16 protein-coding genes, 2 tRNA genes and 3 rRNA genes are annotated in these 23,526 nt (G+C 58.6%); 13 read left to right on the top strand and 8 right to left on the bottom strand.

The window, feature by feature from the left end:
• Positions 1 to 32: 32 nt before the first annotated feature.
• Positions 33 to 1,037, top strand: coding sequence for a glycine betaine/L-proline ABC transporter substrate-binding protein ProX (proX, locus tag D781_RS16725; protein ID WP_015673513.1), 1,005 nt, complete (start codon positions 33 to 35; stop codon positions 1,035 to 1,037).
• Positions 1,038 to 1,077: 40 nt separating this feature from the next.
• Here the strand turns inward: proX and D781_RS16730 are convergent, their stop codons facing one another.
• Positions 1,078 to 1,959 (bottom strand): LysR family transcriptional regulator, encoded by an 882-nt coding sequence (locus D781_RS16730; RefSeq protein WP_015673514.1) that lies wholly within the window; start codon positions 1,957 to 1,959, stop codon positions 1,078 to 1,080.
• Positions 1,960 to 2,063: 104 nt separating this feature from the next.
• Between D781_RS16730 and D781_RS16735 the strand changes: the two genes are divergently transcribed.
• The 7 genes from D781_RS16735 (at position 2,064) to emrB (ending at position 9,452) form a co-directional block, all read left to right on the top strand.
• On the top strand, positions 2,064 to 3,266 hold the full coding sequence (locus D781_RS16735) for an MFS transporter (RefSeq protein ID WP_015673515.1): 1,203 nt from the start codon (positions 2,064 to 2,066) through the stop codon (positions 3,264 to 3,266).
• 114 nt (positions 3,267 to 3,380) lie between these two features.
• Positions 3,381 to 4,127 (top strand): AzlC family ABC transporter permease, encoded by a 747-nt coding sequence (locus D781_RS16740; RefSeq protein ID WP_015673516.1) that lies wholly within the window; start codon positions 3,381 to 3,383, stop codon positions 4,125 to 4,127.
• Positions 4,117 to 4,458: an L-valine transporter subunit YgaH gene (gene ygaH / locus D781_RS16745; RefSeq protein WP_015673517.1), complete on the top strand. Its 342-nt coding sequence runs from the start codon at positions 4,117 to 4,119 to the stop codon at positions 4,456 to 4,458. Before D781_RS16740 ends, ygaH begins: the two co-directional genes overlap by 11 nt.
• Before the next feature lie 173 nt (positions 4,459 to 4,631).
• Positions 4,632 to 5,150: a transcriptional repressor MprA gene (gene mprA / locus D781_RS16750; RefSeq protein ID WP_041412188.1), complete on the top strand. Its 519-nt coding sequence runs from the start codon at positions 4,632 to 4,634 to the stop codon at positions 5,148 to 5,150.
• Positions 5,151 to 5,181: 31 nt separating this feature from the next.
• Positions 5,182 to 6,633 (top strand): efflux transporter outer membrane subunit, encoded by a 1,452-nt coding sequence (locus D781_RS16755; protein ID WP_015673519.1) that lies wholly within the window; start codon positions 5,182 to 5,184, stop codon positions 6,631 to 6,633.
• A gap of 87 nt (positions 6,634 to 6,720) precedes the next feature.
• Positions 6,721 to 7,893: a multidrug efflux MFS transporter periplasmic adaptor subunit EmrA gene (gene emrA, locus D781_RS16760; protein ID WP_015673520.1), complete on the top strand. Its 1,173-nt coding sequence runs from the start codon at positions 6,721 to 6,723 to the stop codon at positions 7,891 to 7,893.
• A gap of 17 nt (positions 7,894 to 7,910) precedes the next feature.
• A complete protein-coding gene (emrB, locus tag D781_RS16765; RefSeq protein WP_015673521.1) occupies positions 7,911 to 9,452 on the top strand; it encodes a multidrug efflux MFS transporter permease subunit EmrB in 1,542 nt (513 codons plus the stop codon).
• A gap of 57 nt (positions 9,453 to 9,509) precedes the next feature.
• On the opposite strand, the gene D781_RS16770 is transcribed toward emrB, so the two are convergent.
• Positions 9,510 to 10,562: a tRNA/rRNA methyltransferase gene (locus D781_RS16770; protein ID WP_015673522.1), complete on the bottom strand. Its 1,053-nt coding sequence runs from the start codon at positions 10,560 to 10,562 to the stop codon at positions 9,510 to 9,512.
• A gap of 205 nt (positions 10,563 to 10,767) precedes the next feature.
• Between D781_RS16770 and trxC the strand changes: the two genes are divergently transcribed.
• From trxC to D781_RS16795, 5 genes are all read left to right on the top strand, one after another.
• Complete coding sequence (gene trxC / locus D781_RS16775) at positions 10,768 to 11,187, top strand: thioredoxin TrxC (RefSeq protein ID WP_015673523.1); 420 nt, start codon at positions 10,768 to 10,770, stop codon at positions 11,185 to 11,187.
• Between the two features lie 124 nt (positions 11,188 to 11,311).
• Entirely contained in the window at positions 11,312 to 12,007 is a 696-nt protein-coding gene (locus D781_RS16780) for a tRNA-uridine aminocarboxypropyltransferase (protein WP_015673524.1), read from the top strand.
• Between the two features lie 46 nt (positions 12,008 to 12,053).
• Complete coding sequence (locus D781_RS16785) at positions 12,054 to 14,705, top strand: bifunctional acetate--CoA ligase family protein/GNAT family N-acetyltransferase (RefSeq protein WP_015673525.1); 2,652 nt, start codon at positions 12,054 to 12,056, stop codon at positions 14,703 to 14,705.
• A 152-nt stretch (positions 14,706 to 14,857) separates the two neighbouring features.
• Positions 14,858 to 16,213, top strand: a complete 1,356-nt coding sequence (pssA, locus tag D781_RS16790; RefSeq protein WP_015673526.1) for a CDP-diacylglycerol--serine O-phosphatidyltransferase — start codon at positions 14,858 to 14,860, stop codon at positions 16,211 to 16,213.
• A 76-nt stretch (positions 16,214 to 16,289) separates the two neighbouring features.
• Entirely contained in the window at positions 16,290 to 16,619 is a 330-nt protein-coding gene (locus tag D781_RS16795) for a YfiM family lipoprotein (RefSeq protein WP_015673527.1), read from the top strand.
• A 1-nt stretch (position 16,620) separates the two neighbouring features.
• Here the strand turns inward: D781_RS16795 and D781_RS16800 are convergent, their stop codons facing one another.
• The 6 genes from D781_RS16800 to D781_RS16825 form a co-directional block, all read right to left on the bottom strand.
• The gene (locus D781_RS16800) at positions 16,621 to 17,925 is read right to left on the bottom strand and encodes an MFS family transporter (RefSeq protein ID WP_015673528.1); all 1,305 of its coding nucleotides are present in this window, start codon (positions 17,923 to 17,925) and stop codon (positions 16,621 to 16,623) included.
• A gap of 264 nt (positions 17,926 to 18,189) precedes the next feature.
• Positions 18,190 to 18,305: ribosomal RNA gene (rrf, locus tag D781_RS16805) — 5S ribosomal RNA — on the bottom strand.
• Between the two features lie 103 nt (positions 18,306 to 18,408).
• A 23S ribosomal RNA gene (locus D781_RS16810) occupies positions 18,409 to 21,316 on the bottom strand.
• Positions 21,317 to 21,520: 204 nt separating this feature from the next.
• A tRNA-Ala gene (locus D781_RS16815) sits at positions 21,521 to 21,596 on the bottom strand.
• Positions 21,597 to 21,709: 113 nt separating this feature from the next.
• Positions 21,710 to 21,786: transfer RNA gene (locus D781_RS16820), tRNA-Ile, on the bottom strand.
• Between the two features lie 74 nt (positions 21,787 to 21,860).
• A 16S ribosomal RNA gene (locus D781_RS16825) occupies positions 21,861 to 23,402 on the bottom strand.
• Together the 16S, 23S and 5S rRNA genes with 2 tRNA genes alongside form the textbook arrangement of a ribosomal RNA operon.
• Positions 23,403 to 23,526 lie beyond the last annotated feature (124 nt).

Here is a 23,526-nt window from a genome sequence, read left to right on the forward strand (position 1 = left end):
CACGCCACAACATCAAACACAGAGGAAAGACTATGCGCACTACAGGAATCTGGGCTATCGCCCTTACCACACTGATTGGTTCACAGGTTGCTTCCGCTGCTGATTTGCCAGGAAAAGGTATCTCGGTACAACCGGTGCAGAGCACCATTTCAGAAGAGACCTTCCAGACCCTGCTGGTCAGCAAGGCGCTGGAAAAACTGGGCTACGACGTTAAACCACCGCGTGAAGTCGACTACAACGTCGCCTATACCTCGATCGCCTCCGGCGACGCCACCTTCCTCGCCGTCAACTGGGATCCGCTGCACGCCGATCAGTACAAGGCCGCCGGCGGCGATGCCAAATTCTACCGCGAAGGGGTGTACGTCAGCGGCGCCGCGCAGGGGTACCTGATCGACAAGAAAACCGCCGACAAATACCACATCACCAATGTCGAGCAGTTGAAAGATCCGAAAATCGCCAAGCTGTTCGACACCAACGGCGACGGCAAGGCCGATATGACCGGCTGTACGCCGGGCTGGGGCTGCGAAGCGGTGATTAACCACCATCTGGGTGCCTACGGCCTGGAAAAAACCGTGACGCACAACCAGGGTAACTACGCGGCGATGATCGCCGACACCATCACCCGCTTCAAGGAAGGCAAGCCGATCCTGTACTACACCTGGACGCCGTACTGGGTAAGCGACGTGCTGGTGCCGGGCCGCGATGTGGTCTGGCTGCAGGTGCCGTTCTCCTCCCTGCCGGGCGAACAGAAGAACGTCGACACCAAACTGCCTAACGGCGCCAACTACGGCTTCCCGGTCAATACCATGCGCATTGCCGCCAACAAGCAGTGGGCAGAGAAGAACCCGGCGGCCGCCAAGCTGTTCGCCACCATGAAACTGCCGATTGCCGATATCAACGCCCAAAACCTGCGTATGCACGAAGGCCAGGCGTCTGAAGCCGATATCGAAAATCACGTTAACGGCTGGATCAAGGCCCACCAGGCGACCTTTGACGGCTGGGTGAAAACCGCCGAACAGGCCGCCGCGAAGAAGTAACCCCTCACCACGGCCCTCTCCCCGGCGGGAGGGCCGCTTCCTACCCCTCCGCCGGCCCCAGGCCGCTAAACTGTAAAAAACGTTCCGCCGCCCGGGACAGCGGCTGCTGCCAGGCGCAGTACACCTGCCGCCGCGGGCCATCCTTAATCGGCACCGCCACCAGCCCGCTCAGGCGCTGTGCGGTGGAAATCGGCACGATGCCGGTCGCCAGGCCGCTGCGCACCAGATTCTCCAGCCATTCAATATGGTCGATCTCAAAGCTAACGTGCCGCCTGACGCCGGCGGCCTGAAAGGCGCGATCGGTCTGCCGCCGGGCGCCGGTACCGCTGTAAAAGTCCACCAGCGGCACGTCCGCCAGCGCCTGCAGCGTCACCTGCCGGCAGCCGGCCAGCGCATGACGAGGCGATACCAGCGCCACCAGCCGCTCATCAGTCAGCAGACGGTGCGAGACCGGCAGCATATCCTTGTCTCCCGGCCAGAGGCCGACAAACGCCACGTCGGTCTGCTGCTGGCGAATGTTCTCCAGCAGCAGCTCGCTGATGCCGACGTACAGGCGAATATTGACCGCCGGATGGTGGCGATGAAAGGCGGCCAACTTTTCCGTCAGATCTATCGCATTCAGTGTTGAGATGGTGCCAATCGTCAGCGTACCGGACAGCGTGCCGCTGGCCGACACCACCTCATCCACCAGCGTCTGGCGGGCCGACAGCAGCCGCTGCGCCGGCAGGATAAACGCGCGTCCGGCCGAGGTCAGCGACACCCGGCGCGAGGTACGCTCAAACAGCGCGCAGCCCAGCTCCTCCTCCAGTTTGGCAATCTGGTGGCTGAGGGCCGACTGGACGGTATGGCAGCGCTGGGCGGCGCGGGTAAAACTCTGCTCCTCCGCCACCGCCAGCGCATAACGGATCTGTTTCAGGTTCATGGCATCTATCGCGAAATGAGATAAATAAAATGAAAATTATACATTGGATTTGTCAGCTTTCCTGCCCGATACTCTGCGCACTTTTTCCAGTTATCTGACATACGATGAAAACAACAACAGAACATCCGGGGCTCAGCCCGGCGCTGACCGCACTGATCGCCATCGCGACCGGTCTGGCCGTCGCCAGTAACTACTACGCCCAGCCGCTGCTGGAAACCATCGCCCATCAGTTTAACCTGTCGGTGAATCAGGCCGGCTTTATCGTCACCGCCGCCCAGCTGGGCTATGCCGTCGGCCTGCTGTTCCTGGTGCCGCTCGGCGATATGTTCGAACGGCGCGGCCTGATCGTCTTTATGACGCTGCTGGCCGCCGGCGGCATGCTGATCACCGCCACCTCCAGCACGCTGGCGGTGATGATCCTCGGCACCGCGCTCACCGGGCTGTTTTCCGTGGTGGCGCAAATTCTGGTGCCGCTGGCGGCGACGCTGGCGCATCCGGAAAAGCGCGGTAAAACCGTCGGCATCATTATGAGCGGCCTGCTGCTCGGTATTCTGCTGGCGCGCACCGTTGCCGGCGCGCTGGCCTCCATCGGCGGCTGGCGCACCATTTACTGGGTTGCCAGCGCGCTGATGATCGTGATGGCGCTGATCCTGTGGCGCGCGCTGCCGCGCTATAAACAGCACAGCGGGCTGAATTACCCGCAGCTGCTGAAGTCAATCTTCGTGCTGTTCGGCACCACGCCGCTGCTGCGCACCCGCGCCCTGCTCGGCGCACTGTCATTTGCCAATTTCAGCGTACTGTGGACGTCGATGGCGTTTCTGCTGGCCGCGCCGCCGTTCGGCTATTCCGAGGGGGTTATCGGTCTGTTCGGTCTGGTTGGCGCCGCCGGCGCGCTGGCCGCCTCCCACGCCGGTCAGCAGACCGATAAAGGCCGGGCCGGGTTCACCACCAGCGCCGGCCTGATCCTGCTGCTGTTATCCTGGATACCCATCGCTTTGGCTAAACAATCACTGTGGGCACTATTAATCGGCATCATTATTCTGGACCTGGCGGTGCAGGCGGTGCACGTCACCAACCAGAGCGTGATTTACCGCGTGATGCCCGACGCGCGCAACCGTCTGACCGCCGGCTATATGACCAGCTATTTTATCGGCGGCGCGCTGGGGTCGCTGCTGTCGGCCTCCGCCTATCAACATGCGGGTTGGTACGGCGTTGCCGCCGTCGGCGTCGCGCTGTGCGTCGTCAGCCTGTTGATCTGGTGGCGCGGCCAGCGGCACGACCCGCAGTGGCAGTCAAAATCTGATTAGCAAGAAAACAATAACGAGTGAAATTTATTAGCGGCACAGGGTATAAACATTACTCACTCTCTGGTAATGTTCTGGAGATAAACTATTGGTCTCCTATTCTGTGCCGCCGACAACATGCAAAGCCAAGCTTCCGAGAACCTGACGCCTTCCGCCGTACGTTCTACTTTCGCCAATGGCATTTTTGACAGCCTGCCGATCGTTATCGGCTACCTGCCGGTGGCGTTCGCCTTTGGCCTCAGCGCCGTAAAACTGGGGTTCTCGCCGCTGGAAAGCCTGTTTTTCTCCTGCATCATCTATGCCGGCGCCAGCCAGTTTGTTATCACCGCGCTGCTCAGCGCCGGGATGTCGCTGTGGGTCTCCGCCCTGACGGTGATGGCGATGGATATCCGCCATATTCTCTACGGGCCGGCGCTGCGCCACCGCATTAACGCCCGCCTGTCGCCAGGAAAAACCGCCCTGTGGGCGTTCGGCCTGACCGATGAGGTGTTCGCCGCCGCCAGCGCCAGACTGATCCGCAACCGCCGTAGCTGGAGTGAGAACTGGATGCTTGGCATCGCGCTCAGCTCATGGCTCTCCTGGGTGGCGGGCACGGCGTTAGGCGCCCTGTTCGGCAATGGCCCGCTGGAGCAGTTCCCGGTTATCGAAGCCTCCCTCTCCTTTATGTTGCCCGCGCTGTTTCTCAGCTTCCTGCTGGCCGCCTTCACCCGCCCGCAAAGCGCGATCGTCGCCGCGTCACTGGCAGGCGCGCTGCTGGGGCTGCTGTGTTTTTCCATTCCGGCGGCGATTCTCAGCGGCATCGGCGCCGGCTGCCTGGCGGCGCTGTTAACGCCGGCGACAGCGGAGAACGTCGATGAACGCTGATGTGTTACTTATCGGTCTGGTGGTGGGCGTCGCGAATTATCTGTTCCGTTATCTGCCCCTGCGGCTCGCCCCGGCGCGCCAACGGCCGGGCATGCCGCGCGGCAAAATCGCCCTGCTGCTCGACAGCATCGGCATCGCCTCCATCTGCGCGCTGCTGGTGGTTTCCAGCACCCCGGAGGTGATGCGCGATCACGCCAGACTCGTGCCGACGCTGGCCGGTTTTACCGCCTTGGCGCTGTGCTTCTACCGCACAAAAAGCATTATTTACGCTACGCTGATAGGCGCGCTGGCGTTTGGCATTACTTTAAAAACACTTATTATTTTGGGTTGAGGGAGTGGGGCATGATGTGCGCCCCCTCACATAACCATACGCAATGTGGCGATTAATGGCGCAATCACGGCGAATGAATGACACAAATTGTTAAATTATTCACCAAGCTGAAGATTTACATTATTAATCACTGTCGTTACTATACCAAACGTAATTAATGAGGCCCCTAAATGATGGAAAACTCGTTTACTCCCATAGAACACATGTTGAATTTCCGCGCCAAACGTCAGAAGGACTTTCCCTATCAGGAAATTCTGCTGACGCGGCTGTGCATGCATATGCAGAGCAAGCTGCTGGAAAATCGCAACAAAATGCTGAAGGCCCAAGGGATAAACGAAACATTGTTTATGGCGCTGATTACGCTGGATGCGCAGGAAAACCACAGCATTCAGCCTTCGGAGCTCAGCTCCGCACTCGGCTCTTCGCGCACCAATGCGACGCGCATCGCCGATGAGCTGGAAAAACGCGGGTGGATTGAACGTAAGGAAAGCGACAACGACCGCCGCTGTCTGCATCTGCACTTGACGCCAAAAGGCACCGAATTCCTGGCGCAACTGCTGCCGCCGCAGCACAAATGTCTGCATTTCCTTTGGTCCACACTCAATGACGACGAGCAACGCCAGCTGGAACAGCTGACGCGCAAGCTACTGGCACGTCTGGATCAAATGGAAGTCACAGAACAGTTATCCTAATTCTTCATTATCTGTTCAGGTAACCAAATTTATGCGATCCCCATTAAATTGGAGACTCACCCCGCTGTTCGCCGTTTTGCTGCTGGCAGGGTGCGCCTCTACCGATAATATAGCTCCGCAGTCTACCCTGATGGATCCGCAAAACCTGCAGCTGGCGCAGCCGAAGGTCAGCTCGCTGGCCATCAGCCCGCAGTGGTGGCGCGCCCTCAACGACCCGCAGCTCGATAGCCTGATGACTCAGGCGCTGCAAAACTCGCCGTCGCTCAAGCAGGCCGCCGCACGCGTGCGTGAGGCGCGCAGCGTGATGGGCGAAGCCAGCGCCGCCAATGGCCCGAACCTGGACCTCAACGCCGGCACCACCCGCCAGCGCACCCCGCAGAACGTCAACTCAGGCCTGGGCTATCCCCAAAAGCCCATTTACTCCAGCTCCAACTCACTCGGCCTGAACCTGGCCTACGAATTTGACTGGTGGGGCAAGTACCGCAATCAGGTCAACGCCGCCAAGGCGCAGGTTGACGCCGCGCGCGCCGAGCAGGAACAGGCGGCGCTGACGCTGACCAGCTCCGTGGCCTCGGCCTACTACCTGCTGCAGAACTACTACGCGCAGGAAACGCTGCTGCAACAGGAAGTGACGAACAACGACCGCCTGACGCAGCTGCGCCAGCGGCAATATCAGGCCGGGATGACCGGCGTCGACGTACCGCAACAGACCAAAGCGCAGTCCGACGCAGCCAAACAGCAGATTCTGCAGCTGCAGTCGCAGATCGAGCAGTTAAAACACCAGCTGGCAGCCTTGAGCGGCCAAGGCCCGAATGCGATGCAGCATTTGCGTCCGGTGAAACTGCCGGCCGATTCGCTGCTGGCGCCGAAAGGCGAACTGACCGCTGACCTGCTGGGTAAACGCCCGGACATCGCGGCCCAGCGTCAACTGGTGGAATCCTATAACCAGCGCGTCGCCGCGGCCCGTAAAGAGTTTTACCCGAGTCTGTCGATTTCCGCCTTTGCCGGCCTGACCACCACCAACGTCGGCGGCACCAGCCCGAACCTGTTCGAAGCCGCCAGCCAGGCGTGGAATATCGCCCCGGCGATTTCGCTGCCGATCTTCCACGCCGGCGCGCTGCGCAGCAAGCTGGGTGAAGAGTCCGCCCTCTATGATCAGGCGGTGGAATCCTACAACCAGACCATCCTCAATGCGCTGCAGGAAACCGCTGACGCCATTACGGTTCAGCAAAGCACCGCCCAGCAGCTGCAGCAGGCCTCCTCGGCCTCGCAGTCGATGCAGCAGGTTTATCAGGTCGCCAACGCCCGTTACCGGGCAGGGATTATCGGGCGTGACGATCTGTTATCCAGTCAGACGCAGCTGATCCAGCAGCAACTGACTGAGCTCAGCGCCAGCAGCAATATGATGCAGGCGAAGATAGGGTTGATCCGCGCACTGGGCGGCGGCTATCAGGCCCCGGCGGTCGCGGATAAAAAAGCATAATAACGCTAGCCAAAATAATTAAAGCGGTATCACGGCGGCCGGCGTGCGTCGTCGCCTGAACCAGCAAGGAAAAACGTGGAGAAAACCATGAGCACAAATGCGGAGACACAAACCCCGCAGCAACCGACAGGCAAAAAGAAACAGCGTAAATTTTGGCTGCTTCTGCTGACGGTGATTTTTATTGTTATTGGGGTGGCTTATTTAGCGTACTGGTTCCTGGTGCTGCGTCATCATCAGGAAACCGACGATGCCTACGTGGCGGGCAACCAGGTGCAGATTATGTCCCAGGTCGGCGGCAGCGTAACGCGCATCAATTTTGATAATACCGACTACGTCAAACAGGGCGACGTGCTGCTGACGCTGGACCCGACCGATGCCGAACAGGCGTTCGAGCGGGCGAAAACCGGGCTTGCCAACAGCGTACGCCAGACCCACCAGCTGATCATCAACAGCAAGCAATATCAGGCCAATATCGCCCTGCGCAAATCTGACCTGAGCAAGGCGGAGAACGACCTCAAGCGCCGCGTGGTGCTGGGCAGCGTCGATGCCATCGGTCGTGAAGAGCTGCAACACGCACGCGACGCCGTCGCCAGCGCCAAAGCCGCGCTGGAAGTGGCCGTGCAGCAATACAACGCCAACCAGGCGATGGTGCTCAATACGCCGCTGGAACAGCAGCCGGCAGTACAACAGGCCGCCGCGCAGATGCGCGACGCCTGGCTGGCGCTGCAGCGTACCCGCGTGGTCAGCCCGATCACCGGCTATGTCTCACGCCGCAGCGTGCAGGTCGGCGCGCAAATCGCCGCCGGTTCGCCGCTGATGGCGGTGGTGCCGGCCGATCACGTCTGGGTCGACGCCAACTTTAAAGAAACGCAGATCGCCAATATGCGCATCGGCCAGCCGGCGACCGTGGTCAGCGATGTCTACGGCGATGACGTGGTGTACCACGGCAAAGTGGTCGGCATCGATATGGGCACCGGCAGCGCCTTCTCCCTGCTGCCGGCGCAGAACGCCACCGGCAACTGGATTAAAGTGGTGCAGCGCCTGCCGGTACGTATCGAACTGGATGCCAAACAGGTTGCCGATCATCCGCTGCGCATCGGGCTGTCTACGCTGGTGAACGTCGATACCAGCGACCTCAACGGCCGTATGCTGGCCAACGTGGTCAACGACAAGCCGCGCTATCAGAGCGATGCGCTGACGCTGCAGCTGGCGCCGGTCAACCAGATGATCGCCGATGTTATCCATGCTAACGCCGGTTAAGCGAGCGGGAGGCTACCTTGGCAGCACAAAAACCGCTTGAGGGGGCCCAGCTTGCCTGGATGACGGTCGCGCTCGCCATGGCGACCTTTATGCAGGTGCTGGACTCCACCATTGCCAACGTGGCAATACCGACCATTGCCGGTAACCTCGGGTCATCCAACTCGCAGGGCACCTGGGTTATCACCTCGTTCGGGGTGGCGAATGCCATCTCGATCCCGATTACCGGCTGGCTGGCGAAGCGCTTCGGCGAAGTGAAGCTGTTCCTGTGGTCCACCGCGCTGTTCGCCATTGCCTCCTGGCTGTGCGGCATCTCCAACAGCCTGGGCATGCTGATCTTCTTCCGCGTGATCCAGGGGCTGGTGGCCGGCCCGCTGATCCCGCTGTCCCAGAGCCTGCTGCTGAATAACTATCCGCCGGCGAAGCGAGCCATGGCGCTGGCGCTCTGGTCGATGACGGTGATCGTCGCGCCGATTTTCGGTCCGATCCTCGGCGGTTACATCAGCGACAACTATCACTGGGGCTGGATCTTCTTCATCAACATTCCTATCGGACTGTTTGTGATTTTCGCCGCGCTGGCGACGCTGCGTGGCCGTGAAACCAAAACCGAGATCAAGCCGATAGACACCATCGGCCTGATTCTGCTGGTGGTGGGCATCGGTTCGCTGCAGGTGATGCTGGATCAGGGCAAAGAGTTGGACTGGTTCAACTCCACCGAAATCATCACCCTGACGGTGGTAGCGGTGGTGGCGCTGCTGTTCCTGGTGGTCTGGGAGCTGACGGACGACCACCCGGTGGTGGATCTGTCGCTGTTCAAGTCGCGCAACTTTACCATCGGCGTGCTGTGCATCAGCCTGGCCTATATGCTCTACTTCGGCGCTATCGTCCTGTTGCCGCAGCTGTTGCAGGAGGTGTACGGCTACACCGCCACCTGGGCCGGTCTGGCCTCGGCGCCGGTCGGCCTGATTCCGGTGTTGTTGTCGCCGCTGATCGGTAAGTTCGGTCACCGGCTGGATATGCGCCGGCTGGTGACCTTCAGCTTTATCATGTATGCCGTGTGCTTCTACTGGCGCGCCTATACCTTTGAACCGGGTATGGATTTCGGCGCGTCCGCCTGGCCGCAGTTCGTTCAGGGCTTCGCCATCGCCTGCTTCTTTATGCCGCTGACGACGATTACCCTGTCCGGCCTGCCGCCGGAACGCATGGCGGCGGCGTCGAGCCTGTCGAACTTTGTGCGTACGCTGGCCGGCTCGATCGGCACCTCGATCACCACCACGCTGTGGACGCAGCGCGAGTCGATGCACCACTCGCAGCTGACGGAGTTTGTGAACCCTTACAACCCGCAGTCGCAGGAGATGTACCGTCAGCTTGAGCAGTTGGGTATGACTCAGCAGCAGGCTTCGGGATATATCGCCCAGCAGATTACCGCGCAGGGGTTGATTATCTCGGCCAACGAAATCTTCTGGCTGTCGGCCGGGGTGTTCCTGATCCTGCTGGCGCTGGTGTGGTTCGCCAAACCGCCGTTCAGTTCCAGCGGCGGGGGCGGCGACGGCGCCCACTGATTTTCCAATAAAAAACGGGCGCCTGAGGCGCCCGTTTCTTTTACCGCAAACTGACCATTACGCCTGATTCTGACGCCACCAGTCGGCCAGCAGAATGCCGGTCGCGACCGAGACGTTCAGGCTCTCCACCTTGCCGGTGCCGCCGATGGAGACGTTCATGTCCCCCTGCTGCCAGGCGCCGTCGCTCAGGCCGTCGCGCTCCTGGCCCAGCACCAGCACCATTTTGGCCGGCAGTTTGGCCTGCGCCAACGCCACGCCTTTATGGCTGGATGTGGTGACGATGGTGTAGCCCGCCCGGCGGAAGGTATCCAGCACCGAGAGGAAATCGTCGGCATTGATCGCCTTGATATGCTCCGCGCCGCCTTCTGCGGTACGCACCGCCGCGCCGGACTCCAGCAGCGCCGGATCCTGCAGCAGCACGCCGTTCACGCCGAAGTGCGCGCAGGAGCGCATGATCGCCCCCAGGTTATGCGGGTTGCCCACCGCCTCCAGCGCCAGCACGCAGTCGCTGGCCGGCGCCGTCTTCAGGTAAGTGGTCGCATCCAGCCCCTGACGCTTTTTGATCAGGAAACAGACGCCGCCGTGGTGCTCGGTGCCGGACGCTTTCGCCAGCTCCGCTTCATCCACCACGTGGTAAGCCTTGCGGTTGGCCGCCATCCAGCGCAGCGCCTCGCGGAAGCGCGGCGTCACCGACTGCACGAACCAGGCGCGCACGATGGCGTCAGGACGGCTGGCGAACAGCGCCTGACAGGCATTCTCGCCATATACCCGCGTTTCTTCCGCACGCTGGCGGCGCAGCTGTTCCGGGTCGATAAAGCTTTTACCGCTGATGCCGCCATGGTCGAACGCCGGCTCCGCATCCGGGCCGCGCGATACGGTTTTCCACGGCGAATCATTGCCGCCGCGCCCTTCCGCACGTGCCGGACGACGCCCGCCGCGATCGCCGCTGCGCGCCTTGTTATCCTGAGCGCCGCGCCCAGAGCGCGACTTGTCCGCCGGACGGCCTTTGCCTGCCGGACGTTTGTTGTTACGATCGTCGCCGCCGTCTTCGTCACCGCGGACGTACATCACTTTAACTTTGCCGTTTTTGCCACTAAATGAGTCGTTCATTGTCTTCTCCACCAACGCGCAGGCGCGAAGATTACCTGATGTCGGTCTGCTAAGCCACCAACTTGGACGAATAAGATCCGGGCTATTACATTCATTGAACAAACCTCTTTGTTCACCAAGACGCTTTTGCCGATAATAAACAGCATTAACGAAACATTGCCGCAACGCTTGCGCGCCATGTCAGCTACCCGTACCCGAGGTTCCCATGAATACAGTTTGCTCCGCTTGTAACGCCACCAACCGCGTCCCGGAAGACCGTCTGAGCGACGGCGCCAAATGCGGCCGCTGCGGCCATGAATTATTCGATGGCGAGGTGATCAACGCCACCGCCGAGACGCTGGACAAATTACTGCAGGACAGCCTGCCGGTGGTGGTCGATTTCTGGGCGCCATGGTGCGGCCCCTGCCTCAACTTTGCGCCCATTTTCGAAGACGTCGCCGCCGAGCGGGCGGGCAAAGTCCGTTTCGTCAAGGTCAATACCGAGGCCGAGCCTGAACTCAGCGCGCGCTTCCGCATCCGCAGCATCCCGACCATCATGCTGTTCCGCGAGGGGAAAATGGTGGATATGCTAAACGGCGCCATGCCTAAAGCGCCGTTTGACAACTGGCTTGATGAATCAGTGTAACGCAAAACCCGCCGCCGCGCCGTCCGTCACGGGCGGCGGCGCCCATCCCACCCTGACGCTTTCTGCGTTACAATAGCGGTTTTTGCCCCGGACGCCGCCGTGTTCCGGCCTACCCAGGATCGCTATGACCGACAATGCCGTACTTCGCCTGCGCCAGCTTCGCCTGGATCGCGCCACCCGCCCTTTTCTGGCGCGCGGCTGCCGCGTGGCCCGCTGCCAGGGCTGCCTGCTGCCGCAGAAAAACTGCCTGTGCGAGACCATTAACCCCCAGTCTGCCGCCAGCCGTTTCTGCCTGATCATGTTCGGCGCCGAACCGCTCAAGCCTAGCAATACCGGCCGGCTGATCGCCGATATCCTGCCGGACACCCAGGCGTTTCTCTGGTCGCGCACCGAGGTCGATCCGGCGCTGCTGGCGGCGATCGGCGATCCGAACCGTCAGCCGTACGTGGTGTTTCCCGCCTCTTACGCCGATGCCGGACGGCCGGTCTACAGCCAGCTGCCGACGGGCGGCAAGCCGCCGCTGTTTATCATGCTCGACGGCACCTGGTCGGAAGCCCGTAAAATGTTCCGCAAAAGCCCTTACCTGAATCAGTTCCCGGTCTTTTCACTGGACGTCGCCGCCGCATCCGACTATCAGCTGCGCGAGGCCAGCCGCGCCGAGCAGCACTGCACCGCCGAAGTTGCCGCCGCGCTGCTGCTGCAGGCGGGCGACGACGCGGCCGCAATCGGCCTGAGCCAGCACTTTCGCTATTTCCGCCAGCGCTATCTGGCCGGCAAACCTACGCGTCCAGCGGCATCGATCACAGCAACATCGCCATAAAACGCCTAAAATCAGGCGACAACGTTGCCGTTAAAGGAGTGAGGTTATGAGTCAGCGAGGCCTGGAAGCGCTATTACGTCCCAAATCCATCGCCGTGCTGGGCGCGTCGCAACGGCCGGGGCGCTCGGGCCACCTGATGATGCACAATCTGCTCGCCGGCGGCTTCAGCGGGCCGATTTTACCGGTGACGCCGCGCTATAAAGCGGTATGCGGCGTGATGGCCTATGCCGACGTCGCCAGCCTGCCGATCGCCCCCGACCTGGCGATACTCTGTACTCACGACTCACGCAATCTGGCGCTGCTGGCAGCGCTGGGCGAACGCGGCTGCAAAGCGGTGATTATTCTTTCCGCCCAGCCGGCACAGTTCGCCGAGCTGAAGGCCTGCGCCCAGCGTTACGCCATACGCCTGCTGGGGCCGAACAGCCTTGGCCTGCTGGCGCCGTGGCAAGGCATCAACGCCAGTTTCTCGCCGGTGCCGATCCTGCCGGGCCGGCTGGCGTTTATTTCTCAGTCCGCCGCCGTCGCCAATACCATTCTCGACTGGGCGCAGCAGCGCGAAGTCGGCTTTTCCTACTTTGTCGCACTGGGAGACAGCCAGGATATCGACGTCGACGATCTGCTGGACTTCCTGGCGCGCGACGCCAAAACCAGCGCCATTTTGCTGTACCTGGAGAATATTCACGATGCGCGCCGTTTCCTGTCGGCCTCGCGCAGCGCTTCCCGCAATAAGCCGATTCTGGTGATCAAAAGCGGCCGCAGCCAGCAGGCCCAGCGCCTGCTGAACGGCCAGCAAGGGCTGGACGCCGCCTACGACGCCGCTATCCAGCGCGCCGGCCTGCTGCGCGTGCAGGATACCCACGAGCTGTTCTCGGCGGTGGAAACCCTCAGCCATATGCACCCGCTGCGCGGCGAGCGCCTGATGATTCTCAGCAACGGCGCCGCGCCGGCGGCGATGGCGCTCGACCAATTGTTGGCGCGCAACGGCAAACCGGCCGTGCTGAGTGAAGAGACGCAGCAGCAGCTCGCCGCAGCGCTGCCGGACTTTATTGCGCTGAACAACCCGCTCGATCTGCATGACGACGCCACGCCGGAACGCTATCTGGCGGCGCTGCAGGTGCTGCTGGACAGCAACGATTACGACGCGCTGCTGCTGATTCACGCCCCCAGCGCCGCCGCGCCCGGCACCGCCACCGCGGAACAGCTGGTCGCGGCGATTCGCCGGCACCCGCGCGGCAAGCGCATTACCCTGCTGACCAACTGGTGCGGCGAATACTCCTCGCAGGAAGCCCGCCGGCTGTTCACCGACGCCGGGATCCCCACCTACCGCACGCCGGAAGGGGCCGTGACCGCCTTTATGCATATGGTGGAGTACCGCCGCAATCAGAAACAGCTGAAGGAAACCCCGGCCCTGCCGGTCGGCCTGACCGCCAATACCGCCGCCGCGCACCAGCTGATTCATCAGGCGCTGGCCGAGGGCGCCAGCCAGCTGGATACCCATGAGGTGCAGCCGATCCTACAGGCTTACGGCCTCAGCACGCTGCCAACCTGGATTGCCGGCGACAGCGCCGAAGCGGTGCATATCGCCGAGCAGATCGGCTACCCGGTGGCGCTGAAGCTGCGCTCGCCGGATATTCCGCACAAATCCGAGGTTCAGGGGGTCATGCTCTATCTGCGCACCGCCACCGAGGTGCAGCGCGCCGCCGACGCGATTCTCGACCGCGTCAAGCGCACCTATCCGCAGGCGCGCATCCACGGCCTGCTGGTCCAGAGCATGGCGAACCGCGCCGGGGCGCAGGAGCTGCGGATCGCCGTTGAACAGGATCCGATCTTCGGCCCGCTGATTATGCTGGGTGAAGGCGGCGTAGAGTGGCGACAGGAGCATCAGGCCGCCGTCGCCCTGCCGCCGCTCAATATGGCGCTAGCGCGCTATCTGGTGCTGCAGGCGGTAAAAGGCGGCAAGATCCGCGGTCGCAGCGCCCTGCGCCCGCTGGATATTCCCGGCCTCAGCCGGCTGCTGGTGCAGGTATCCAACCTGATCCTCGACTGCCCGGAGATCGCCCGGCTGGATATTCATCCGGTGCTGGCAACCGGCAGCGAATTTACGCTGCTGGACGTGTCGATGCAGCTGGCGCCGTTCAGCGGCGACCCGCAGGCGCGGCTGGCCATCCGCCCCTATCCGCAGGAGTTGGAAGAGAACATCACGCTGAAGAACGGCGCGCACTGCCTGTTCCGGCCGATCCTGCCGGAAGATGAACCGGCGCTGAAGCACTTTATCGACCGCGTGACCAAAGAAGATCTTTATTACCGATATTTCAGTGAGATCAATGAGTTTAGTCATGATGACTTAGCCAATATGACGCAAATCGACTACGATCGTGAAATGGCGTTTGTCGCGGTCGCCGAGGATGCGCAGATTATCGGCGTCACGCGCGCGCTGTCCGACCCGGACAATACCGACGCCGAATTCGCCGTCCTGGTGCGCTCCGATCTGAAAGGATTGGGGCTGGGTCGTCAACTGCTGGAAAAGATGATCGGCTATGCCCGCAGCCGCGGTCTGCAGCGCCTGAGCGGTATCACCATGCCCAATAACCGCGGTATGGTAGCGCTGGCGGAGAAGCTGGGCTTTATGGTGGACGTGCAGCTGGAAGACGGCGTCGTGAATCTGACGTTGCCGCTCAAGCCCGGCAAACCGGGGTGAGCTATGTCGCAACACGTTACAAATCCACCATTTAATGCCAAAACATACGCACAATCGGGGCAACTAATGGTATTATCGACCACTTGTTCGATTTTATGTTGTCTGCATGTGGCGTTCCGGCCATCTAATCATGAGAGAAGAAGCGCACTGTGATGTTGTCAAAATTCAAACGTAGCAAACATCAACAACACCTTGCACAACTGCCCAAAATTCCCCAGTCGGTAGCTGATGTTCGTACGCTATACGCACCGTCGGATTACCGCACCGCCTTACTTGATGCGATCGCCAGCGCCACGCAGCGCATCTATCTGGTCGCCCTGTATCTTGAGCACGACGATGCCGGCCGTGATATTCTCAACGCGCTGTATCAGGCAAAGCAGCTGCGCCCTGAACTGGAAATATGCGTATTGGTGGACTGGCATCGCGCACAGCGCGGCCGTATCGGCGCCGCCGCGGCCAATACCAACGCCGACTGGTACTGCGCCATGGCGCAGCAGCACCCGGACCTCAGCGTGCCGGTATACGGCGTGCCAGTGAATACCCGTGAAGCACTGGGCGTTCTGCACCTTAAAGGCTTTATCGTTGACGATACCGTCATCTACAGCGGCGCCAGCATCAACGATGTCTATCTGCATCAGCACGATAAATACCGTTACGATCGTTACCAACTGCTTAACAACGCTGCGCTGGCCAACGCGATGGTCGATTACATCAGGCAGCATCTGTTGACCGCCGGCGCCGTGCAGCGCCTGGACCGCTGCGATCGCCCGAAAAGCCCGGAAATCAAAAACGAAACGCGGCAGTTTCGCCTTGCCCTGCGCCACGACGGCTACCGCTTCAGCGGCAACGCGGGCAACGATGAGCTGGCTGTTACGCCGCTGGTCGGGCTGGGCAAGCAAAGCGTGCTGAACAAGACCATCCATCACCTGATGGCCTGCACCGATCAAAAGCTGACCCTGTGCACCCCTTACTTCAATCTGCCGGCGCTGCTGGTGCGCAATATCATTTATCTGCTGCGCCAGGGCAAACAGGTGGAAATTATCGTCGGCGACAAAACCGCCAACGACTTCTATATTCCACAGGATCAGCCGTTCAAGATTATCGGCGCGCTGCCGTACCTGTATGAAATCAACCTGCGCCGCTTTATCACCCGCCTGCAGCGCTATGTCGATACCGGCCAGCTAATCGTTCGCCTGTGGAAAGACGGCGATAACAGCTATCACCTGAAAGGCATGTGGGTCGATGACGAGTGGCAGCTGCTCACCGGTAATAACCTCAACCCGCGCGCCTGGCGGCTGGATTTGGAAAACGCCATTCTGATCCATGACCCTAACCAGGAAATGCGTGAGCAGCGCGCCCAAGAGCTGGAATGCATCCGCACCCATACCACCGTGGTCGGCCACTATCAGGAATTGGAAAGCATTCAGCAGTACCCGGTCAAAGTCCGTAAGCTGATCCGCCGGTTACGCCGTATCCGCATCGACCGGTTGATTAGCCGTATACTCTGATTCCGCTATAATTACCTTTCCAGGCCCCGGCACATGCCGGGGTTTTTGTACGCCATGACGACAGGACGTTTTCATTATGCGTGTATTACATCTCTGCCTACTTATTCCACTGTTATTCACCGGCGGCTGCAGCCACCTGGCCAACGACAGCTGGACCGGCAAGGACAAAGCTCAGCATTTTATCGGCTCCGCGGCGCTGGCCGCCGCCGGCAGCGCCTATGGAGACCATCAGAACTGGAGCGAGCCTCACAGCCGCACTTTCGGCCTGATGTTCGCCATCAGCATCGGCGCCGCCAAAGAGCTGTATGACAGCCGCGAAGGCGGCACCGGTTGGAGCTGGAAGGATTTTGCCTGGGACGTTGCCGGCGCGGCGGCAGGCTATAGCCTGTACCACGCCGCCCGCTGACTTACAGCTGAATCTCTTTCCCTTTACGGTGCAGCCTCAGCGAGACCAGTAGCGCCAGCAGGCTCATGCCGGACACATACCAAAAGAAGGCGTTTTCGATACCGAACGACTTCAGCGACAGCGCGACGTATTCCGCCGAGCCGCCGAACATTGCATTCGCCACCGCATAAGACAGCCCTACGCCTAACGCCCGTACCTCAGGCGGGAACATTTCCGCCTTCAGCAGGCCGCTGATCGAGGTATAAAAGCTGATGATCACCAGAGCAACCACAATCAAGCCAAAGGCGGCATAGGGGCTGGAGACGTTTTTCAAGGTAAACAGAATCGGCACCGTCAACAGCGTCGCCAGCGTAGAGAAGATCAACATCGAGTTACGACGACCGATCTTATCCGACAGCGCCCCGGCCACCGGCTGCAGCAGCATAAAGACGAACAGCGCCGCCGTCATAATGCCGCTGGCCAGCTTGGCGTCCATACCGGCGGTATTAACCAGATATTTCTGCATATAGGTGGTGAAGGTATAGAACGTCAACGACCCTGCCGCGGTAAAGCCCAGCACCATCACAAACGCCTTACGGTTTTTCCACAGCCCGCGCAGCGAGCCGGCATCCTGATGATTACGGGTTGAAGCGTCAGAGGTTTCGTTCAGCGAGCGGCGCAGATAGAGCGCCACCACCGCCAGTACCGCCCCTAACGCAAACGGGATGCGCCAGCCCCAGGCCACTAACTCGGCATGAGACAGGATTTGCTGCAGCACGACCAAAACCAGCAACGCCAACAGCTGGCCGCCGATCAGCGTGACATATTGGAAAGAGGCGTAAAAACCACGTTTGCCTTTCACCGCCACTTCACTCATATAGGTCGCGCTGGTGCCGTATTCGCCGCCGACCGACAGCCCCTGGAACAAGCGTGCAACCAGCAATAGCACCGGCGCCAAGTTGCCGATCGCGGCGTAAGTGGGCAGGCAGGCGATCACCAGCGACCCTGCGCACATCATGCAGACAGAAATCAGCATTGAGTTCTTACGGCCGTGCTTATCGGCGATATAGCCGAACAGCCAGCCGCCGATTGGCCGCATAAAAAAGCCGGCGGCAAAGATGCCGGCGGTTTGCAGCAGCTGGGTGGTACTGTTGCCCGCCGGAAAAAAGGCAGCGGCAAAATAGATCGAGCAGAAGGAATAAACGTAAAAATCAAACCACTCCACCAGGTTTCCCGATGAAGCGCCGACAATGGCAAAGATGCGTATTTTCTTATCCTGAGCCTCTAACGTAGCGGCATCCCCGAGTGATGAAGTTGTTTCAGTCATTATCTGTTCTCCAAGCCAATGTTTTGGCACCCTGCATATTGTTACTTTGTTGTTTACAATAAATTAACAAGTTAGTGGATAGCAGGCGAAGAATATTCGCGGGATTTTTGTGATGGGCATTAAACAGTAGGATGAAAGTCACGCACTGTTACAGTGCGTTGCTACAGGTGCACTCTTAGCTCAGGAACTATCAGCAAACTTTATTTTTCCGACCAAACGCAAAAAGCCTCATGCTTTCGCATGAGGCTTTTTACTTTATTTGATGCCTGGCAGTGTCCTACTCTCGCATGGGGAGACCCCACACTACCATCGGCGCTACGGCGTTTCACTTCTGAGTTCGGCATGGGGTCAGGTGGGACCACCGCGCTATTGCCGCCAGGCAAATTCTGTTTCATCCCGACCGCTACCTCGTAGCCATCAGAACCAATCTCGGAACTTCACTGAAAATATCAACCAATCTCTCTAAAACACCTTCGGTGTTGTAAGGTTAAGCCTCACGGTTCATTAGTACTGGTTAGCTCAATGCATCGCTGCACTTACACACCCAGCCTATCAACGTCTTAGTCTTAAACGTTCCTTCAGGGGACTCGAAGTCCCAGGGAAGACTCATCTTGAGGCAAGTTTCGCGCTTAGATGCTTTCAGCGCTTATCTTTTCCGCACTTAGCTACCGGGCAGTGCCATTGGCATGACAACCCGAACACCAGTGGTGCGTTCACTCCGGTCCTCTCGTACTAGGAGCAACCCCTCTCAATCTTCCAACGCCCACGGCAGATAGGGACCGAACTGTCTCACGACGTTCTAAACCCAGCTCGCGTACCACTTTAAATGGCGAACAGCCATACCCTTGGGACCTACTTCAGCCCCAGGATGTGATGAGCCGACATCGAGGTGCCAAACACCGCCGTCGATATGAACTCTTGGGCGGTATCAGCCTGTTATCCCCGGAGTACCTTTTATCCGTTGAGCGATGGCCCTTCCATTCAGAACCACCGGATCACTAAGACCTGCTTTCGCACCTGCTCGAGCCGTCACTCTCGCAGTCAAGCTAGCTTATGCCTTTGCACTAACCTCACGATGTCCGACCGTGATTAGCTAACCTTCGTGCTCCTCCGTTACTCTTTGGGAGGAGACCGCCCCAGTCAAACTACCCACCAGACACTGTCCTCACCCCAGATTATGGGGCCGAGTTAGAACATCAAACATTAAAGGGTGGTATTTCAAGGATGGCTCCATGCAGACTGGCGTCCACACTTCAAAGCCTCCCACCTATCCTACACATCAAGGCTCAATGTTCAGTGTCAAGCTATAGTAAAGGTTCACGGGGTCTTTCCGTCTTGCCGCGGGTACACTGCATCTTCACAGCGAGTTCAATTTCACTGAGTCTCGGGTGGAGACAGCCTGGCCATCATTACGCCATTCGTGCAGGTCGGAACTTACCCGACAAGGAATTTCGCTACCTTAGGACCGTTATAGTTACGGCCGCCGTTTACCGGGGCTTCGATCAAGAGCTTCTCCTTACGGATAACCCCATCAATTAACCTTCCGGCACCGGGCAGGCGTCACACCGTATACGTCCACTTTCGTGTTTGCACAGTGCTGTGTTTTTATTAAACAGTTGCAGCCAGCTGGTATCTGCGACTGGCTTCAGCTCCATCCGCAAGGGACTTCACCTACGCGCCAGCGTGCCTTCTCCCGAAGTTACGGCACCATTTTGCCTAGTTCCTTCACCCGAGTTCTCTCAAGCGCCTTGGTATTCTCTACCTGACCACCTGTGTCGGTTTGGGGTACGATTTGATGTTACCTGGAGCTTAGAGGCTTTTCCTGGAAGCTTGGCATCAACTACTTCTGCACCGTAGTGCATCGTCATCACGCCTCAGGGTTAACAGCGTTCCGGATTTACCAGGAACACCCCCCTACACGCTTAAACCGAGACAACCGTCGCTCGGCTAGCCTAGCCTTCTCCGTCCCCCCTTCGCAGTAACACCAAGTACAGGAATATTAACCTGTTTCCCATCGACTACGCTTTTCAGCCTCGCCTTAGGGGTCGACTCACCCTGCCCCGATTAACGTTGGACAGGAACCCTTGGTCTTCCGGCGAGCGGGTTTTTCACCCGCTTTATCGTTACTTATGTCAGCATTCGCACTTCTGATACCTCCAGCAACCCTCGCAGGCCACCTTCAACGGCTTACAGAACGCTCCCCTACCCAACAACGCCTAAGCGTCGCTGCCGCAGCTTCGGTGCATGGTTTAGCCCCGTTACATCTTCCGCGCAGGCCGACTCGACCAGTGAGCTATTACGCTTTCTTTAAATGATGGCTGCTTCTAAGCCAACATCCTGGCTGTCTGTGCCTTCCCACATCGTTTCCCACTTAACCATGACTTTGGGACCTTAGCTGGCGGTCTGGGTTGTTTCCCTCTTCACGACGGACGTTAGCACCCGCCGTGTGTCTCCCGTGATAACATTCTTCGGTATTCGGAGTTTGCATCGGTTTGGTAAGCCGGGATGGCCCCCTAGCCGAAACAGTGCTCTACCCCCGAAGATGAGTTCACGAGGCGCTACCTAAATAGCTTTCGGGGAGAACCAGCTATCTCCCGGTTTGATTGGCCTTTCACCCCCAGCCACAAGTCATCCGCTAATTTTTCAACATTAGTCGGTTCGGTCCTCCAGTTAGTGTTACCCAACCTTCAACCTGCCCATGGCTAGATCACCGGGTTTCGGGTCTATACCTTGCAACTAGACGCCCAGTTAAGACTCGGTTTCCCTACGGCTCCCCTATTCGGTTAACCTTGCTACAAAATATAAGTCGCTGACCCATTATACAAAAGGTACGCAGTCACACCACGAAGGTGCTCCCACTGCTTGTACGTACACGGTTTCAGGTTCTATTTCACTCCCCTCGCCGGGGTTCTTTTCGCCTTTCCCTCACGGTACTGGTTCACTATCGGTCAGTCAGGAGTATTTAGCCTTGGAGGATGGTCCCCCCATATTCAGACAGGATAACACGTGTCCCGCCCTACTCATCGAACTCACGACCTGTGCATCTTCGTGTACGGGACTATCACCCTTTACTGTGCGACTTTCCAGACGCTTCCACTGACACACAAGCCGATTCAGGTTCTGGGCTCTTCCCCGTTCGCTCGCCGCTACTGGGGGAATCTCGGTTGATTTCTTTTCCTCGGGGTACTTAGATGTTTCAGTTCCCCCGGTTCGCCTCCTGCCACTATGTATTCATGACAGGATAGTGTGTCGAAACACACTGGGTTTCCCCATTCGGGTATCGTCGGTTATAACGGTTCATATCACCTTACCGACGCTTTTCGCAGATTAGCACGCCCTTCATCGCCTCTGACTGCCTAGGCATCCACCGTGTACGCTTAGTCACTTAACCTCACAACCCGAAGATGTTTCACTTCGCGTTGCAAACATTTGAGAGACTCTATGACAGGTTACTCCTCATCCCACTACTTCTACGGAGGGACAAGTTTCAGCCGTCATGTTTCAATTTTCAGCTTGTTCCAGATTGTTAAAGAGCAAAATACTTCGCAGCATACTGTCGCCAGTATACTCTGAAGTATTGATATTCGGACTTATATGGTGGAGCTAAGCGGGATCGAACCGCTGACCTCCTGCGTGCAAGGCAGGCGCTCTCCCAGCTGAGCTATAGCCCCATACAGTCACTGACAGAGACCTTCGGTTTACTACTTCTCTTCTAGGCAAGGCGTGGTGTCGCGACGCATATTGAAATATGCGAGCGGCGCCATAACGCAGCATAGGAGAGAAGTGGTAGGCCTGAGTGGACTTGAACCACCGACCTCACCCTTATCAGGGGTGCGCTCTAACCACCTGAGCTACAAGCCTATAAAGGTATTTCTGCTCGTTACTTTTTCATCAGACAATCTGTGTGGACACTGCACAGTCAGGATATCTTTCGGTAAGGAGGTGATCCAACCGCAGGTTCCCCTACGGTTACCTTGTTACGACTTCACCCCAGTCATGAATCACAAAGTGGTAAGCGCCCTCCCGAAGGTTAAGCTACCTACTTCTTTTGCAACCCACTCCCATGGTGTGACGGGCGGTGTGTACAAGGCCCGGGAACGTATTCACCGTAGCATTCTGATCTACGATTACTAGCGATTCCGACTTCATGGAGTCGAGTTGCAGACTCCAATCCGGACTACGACGTACTTTATGAGGTCCGCTTGCCTTCGCAGGTTCGCTTCTCTTTGTATACGCCATTGTAGCACGTGTGTAGCCCTACTCGTAAGGGCCATGATGACTTGACGTCATCCCCACCTTCCTCCAGTTTATCACTGGCAGTCTCCTTTGAGTTCCCGGCCTAACCGCTGGCAACAAAGGATAAGGGTTGCGCTCGTTGCGGGACTTAACCCAACATTTCACAACACGAGCTGACGACAGCCATGCAGCACCTGTCTCAGAGTTCCCGAAGGCACCAATCCATCTCTGGAAAGTTCTCTGGATGTCAAGAGTAGGTAAGGTTCTTCGCGTTGCATCGAATTAAACCACATGCTCCACCGCTTGTGCGGGCCCCCGTCAATTCATTTGAGTTTTAACCTTGCGGCCGTACTCCCCAGGCGGTCGATTTAACGCGTTAGCTCCGGAAGCCACGCCTCAAGGGCACAACCTCCAAATCGACATCGTTTACGGCGTGGACTACCAGGGTATCTAATCCTGTTTGCTCCCCACGCTTTCGCACCTGAGCGTCAGTCTTCGTCCAGGGGGCCGCCTTCGCCACCGGTATTCCTCCAGATCTCTACGCATTTCACCGCTACACCTGGAATTCTACCCCCCTCTACGAGACTCTAGCTTGCCAGTTTCAAATGCAGTTCCCAAGTTAAGCTCGGGGATTTCACATCTGACTTAACAAACCGCCTGCGTGCGCTTTACGCCCAGTAATTCCGATTAACGCTTGCACCCTCCGTATTACCGCGGCTGCTGGCACGGAGTTAGCCGGTGCTTCTTCTGCGAGTAACGTCAATTGATGAACGTATTAAGTTCACCACCTTCCTCCTCGCTGAAAGTGCTTTACAACCCGAAGGCCTTCTTCACACACGCGGCATGGCTGCATCAGGCTTGCGCCCATTGTGCAATATTCCCCACTGCTGCCTCCCGTAGGAGTCTGGACCGTGTCTCAGTTCCAGTGTGGCTGGTCATCCTCTCAGACCAGCTAGGGATCGTCGCCTAGGTGAGCCATTACCCCACCTACTAGCTAATCCCATCTGGGTTCATCCGATGGTGTGAGGCCCGAAGGTCCCCCACTTTGGTCTTGCGACGTTATGCGGTATTAGCCACCGTTTCCAGTGGTTATCCCCCTCCATCGGGCAGATCCCCAGACATTACTCACCCGTCCGCCGCTCGCCGGCGAGGAAGCAAGCTTCCTCCCGCTGCCGCTCGACTTGCATGTGTTAGGCCTGCCGCCAGCGTTCAATCTGAGCCATGATCAAACTCTTCAATTAAAAGCTTGATTCGCTAAGTTAATAGCTGTTGCTCAAAGATTTACTGCATGAATTTTACTTCAGTTAGTCACTCTTCAAGACTTGATATTTTTTTGCATCCGAAGATGCTGGATATCGTCTTGTG

Origin of the sequence: Serratia sp. FGI94 (assembly GCF_000330865.1) — a bacterium.
Lineage (GTDB): Bacteria > Pseudomonadota > Gammaproteobacteria > Enterobacterales > Enterobacteriaceae > Serratia_B > Serratia_B rubidaea.

Excerpts from the sequence above, each read along its gene's own strand:
- D781_RS16730 (WP_015673514.1), bottom strand. The coding sequence starts at position 1,959 with ATGAACCTGAAACAGATCCGTTATGCGCTGGCGGTGGCGGAGGAGCAG.
- D781_RS16795 (WP_015673527.1), top strand. The coding sequence starts at position 16,290 with ATGCGTGTATTACATCTCTGCCTACTTATTCCACTGTTATTCACCGGC.
- D781_RS16785 (WP_015673525.1), top strand. The coding sequence starts at position 12,054 with ATGAGTCAGCGAGGCCTGGAAGCGCTATTACGTCCCAAATCCATCGCC.
- D781_RS16800 (WP_015673528.1), bottom strand. The coding sequence starts at position 17,925 with ATGACTGAAACAACTTCATCACTCGGGGATGCCGCTACGTTAGAGGCT.
- D781_RS16780 (WP_015673524.1), top strand. The coding sequence starts at position 11,312 with ATGACCGACAATGCCGTACTTCGCCTGCGCCAGCTTCGCCTGGATCGC.
- D781_RS16735 (WP_015673515.1), top strand. The coding sequence starts at position 2,064 with ATGAAAACAACAACAGAACATCCGGGGCTCAGCCCGGCGCTGACCGCA.
- pssA (WP_015673526.1), top strand. The coding sequence starts at position 14,858 with ATGTTGTCAAAATTCAAACGTAGCAAACATCAACAACACCTTGCACAA.
- mprA (WP_041412188.1), top strand. The coding sequence starts at position 4,632 with ATGGAAAACTCGTTTACTCCCATAGAACACATGTTGAATTTCCGCGCC.
- proX (WP_015673513.1), top strand. The coding sequence starts at position 33 with ATGCGCACTACAGGAATCTGGGCTATCGCCCTTACCACACTGATTGGT.
- emrA (WP_015673520.1), top strand. The coding sequence starts at position 6,721 with ATGAGCACAAATGCGGAGACACAAACCCCGCAGCAACCGACAGGCAAA.
- trxC (WP_015673523.1), top strand. The coding sequence starts at position 10,768 with ATGAATACAGTTTGCTCCGCTTGTAACGCCACCAACCGCGTCCCGGAA.
- D781_RS16740 (WP_015673516.1), top strand. The coding sequence starts at position 3,381 with ATGCAAAGCCAAGCTTCCGAGAACCTGACGCCTTCCGCCGTACGTTCT.
- ygaH (WP_015673517.1), top strand. The coding sequence starts at position 4,117 with ATGAACGCTGATGTGTTACTTATCGGTCTGGTGGTGGGCGTCGCGAAT.
- D781_RS16755 (WP_015673519.1), top strand. The coding sequence starts at position 5,182 with ATGCGATCCCCATTAAATTGGAGACTCACCCCGCTGTTCGCCGTTTTG.
- D781_RS16770 (WP_015673522.1), bottom strand. The coding sequence starts at position 10,562 with ATGAACGACTCATTTAGTGGCAAAAACGGCAAAGTTAAAGTGATGTAC.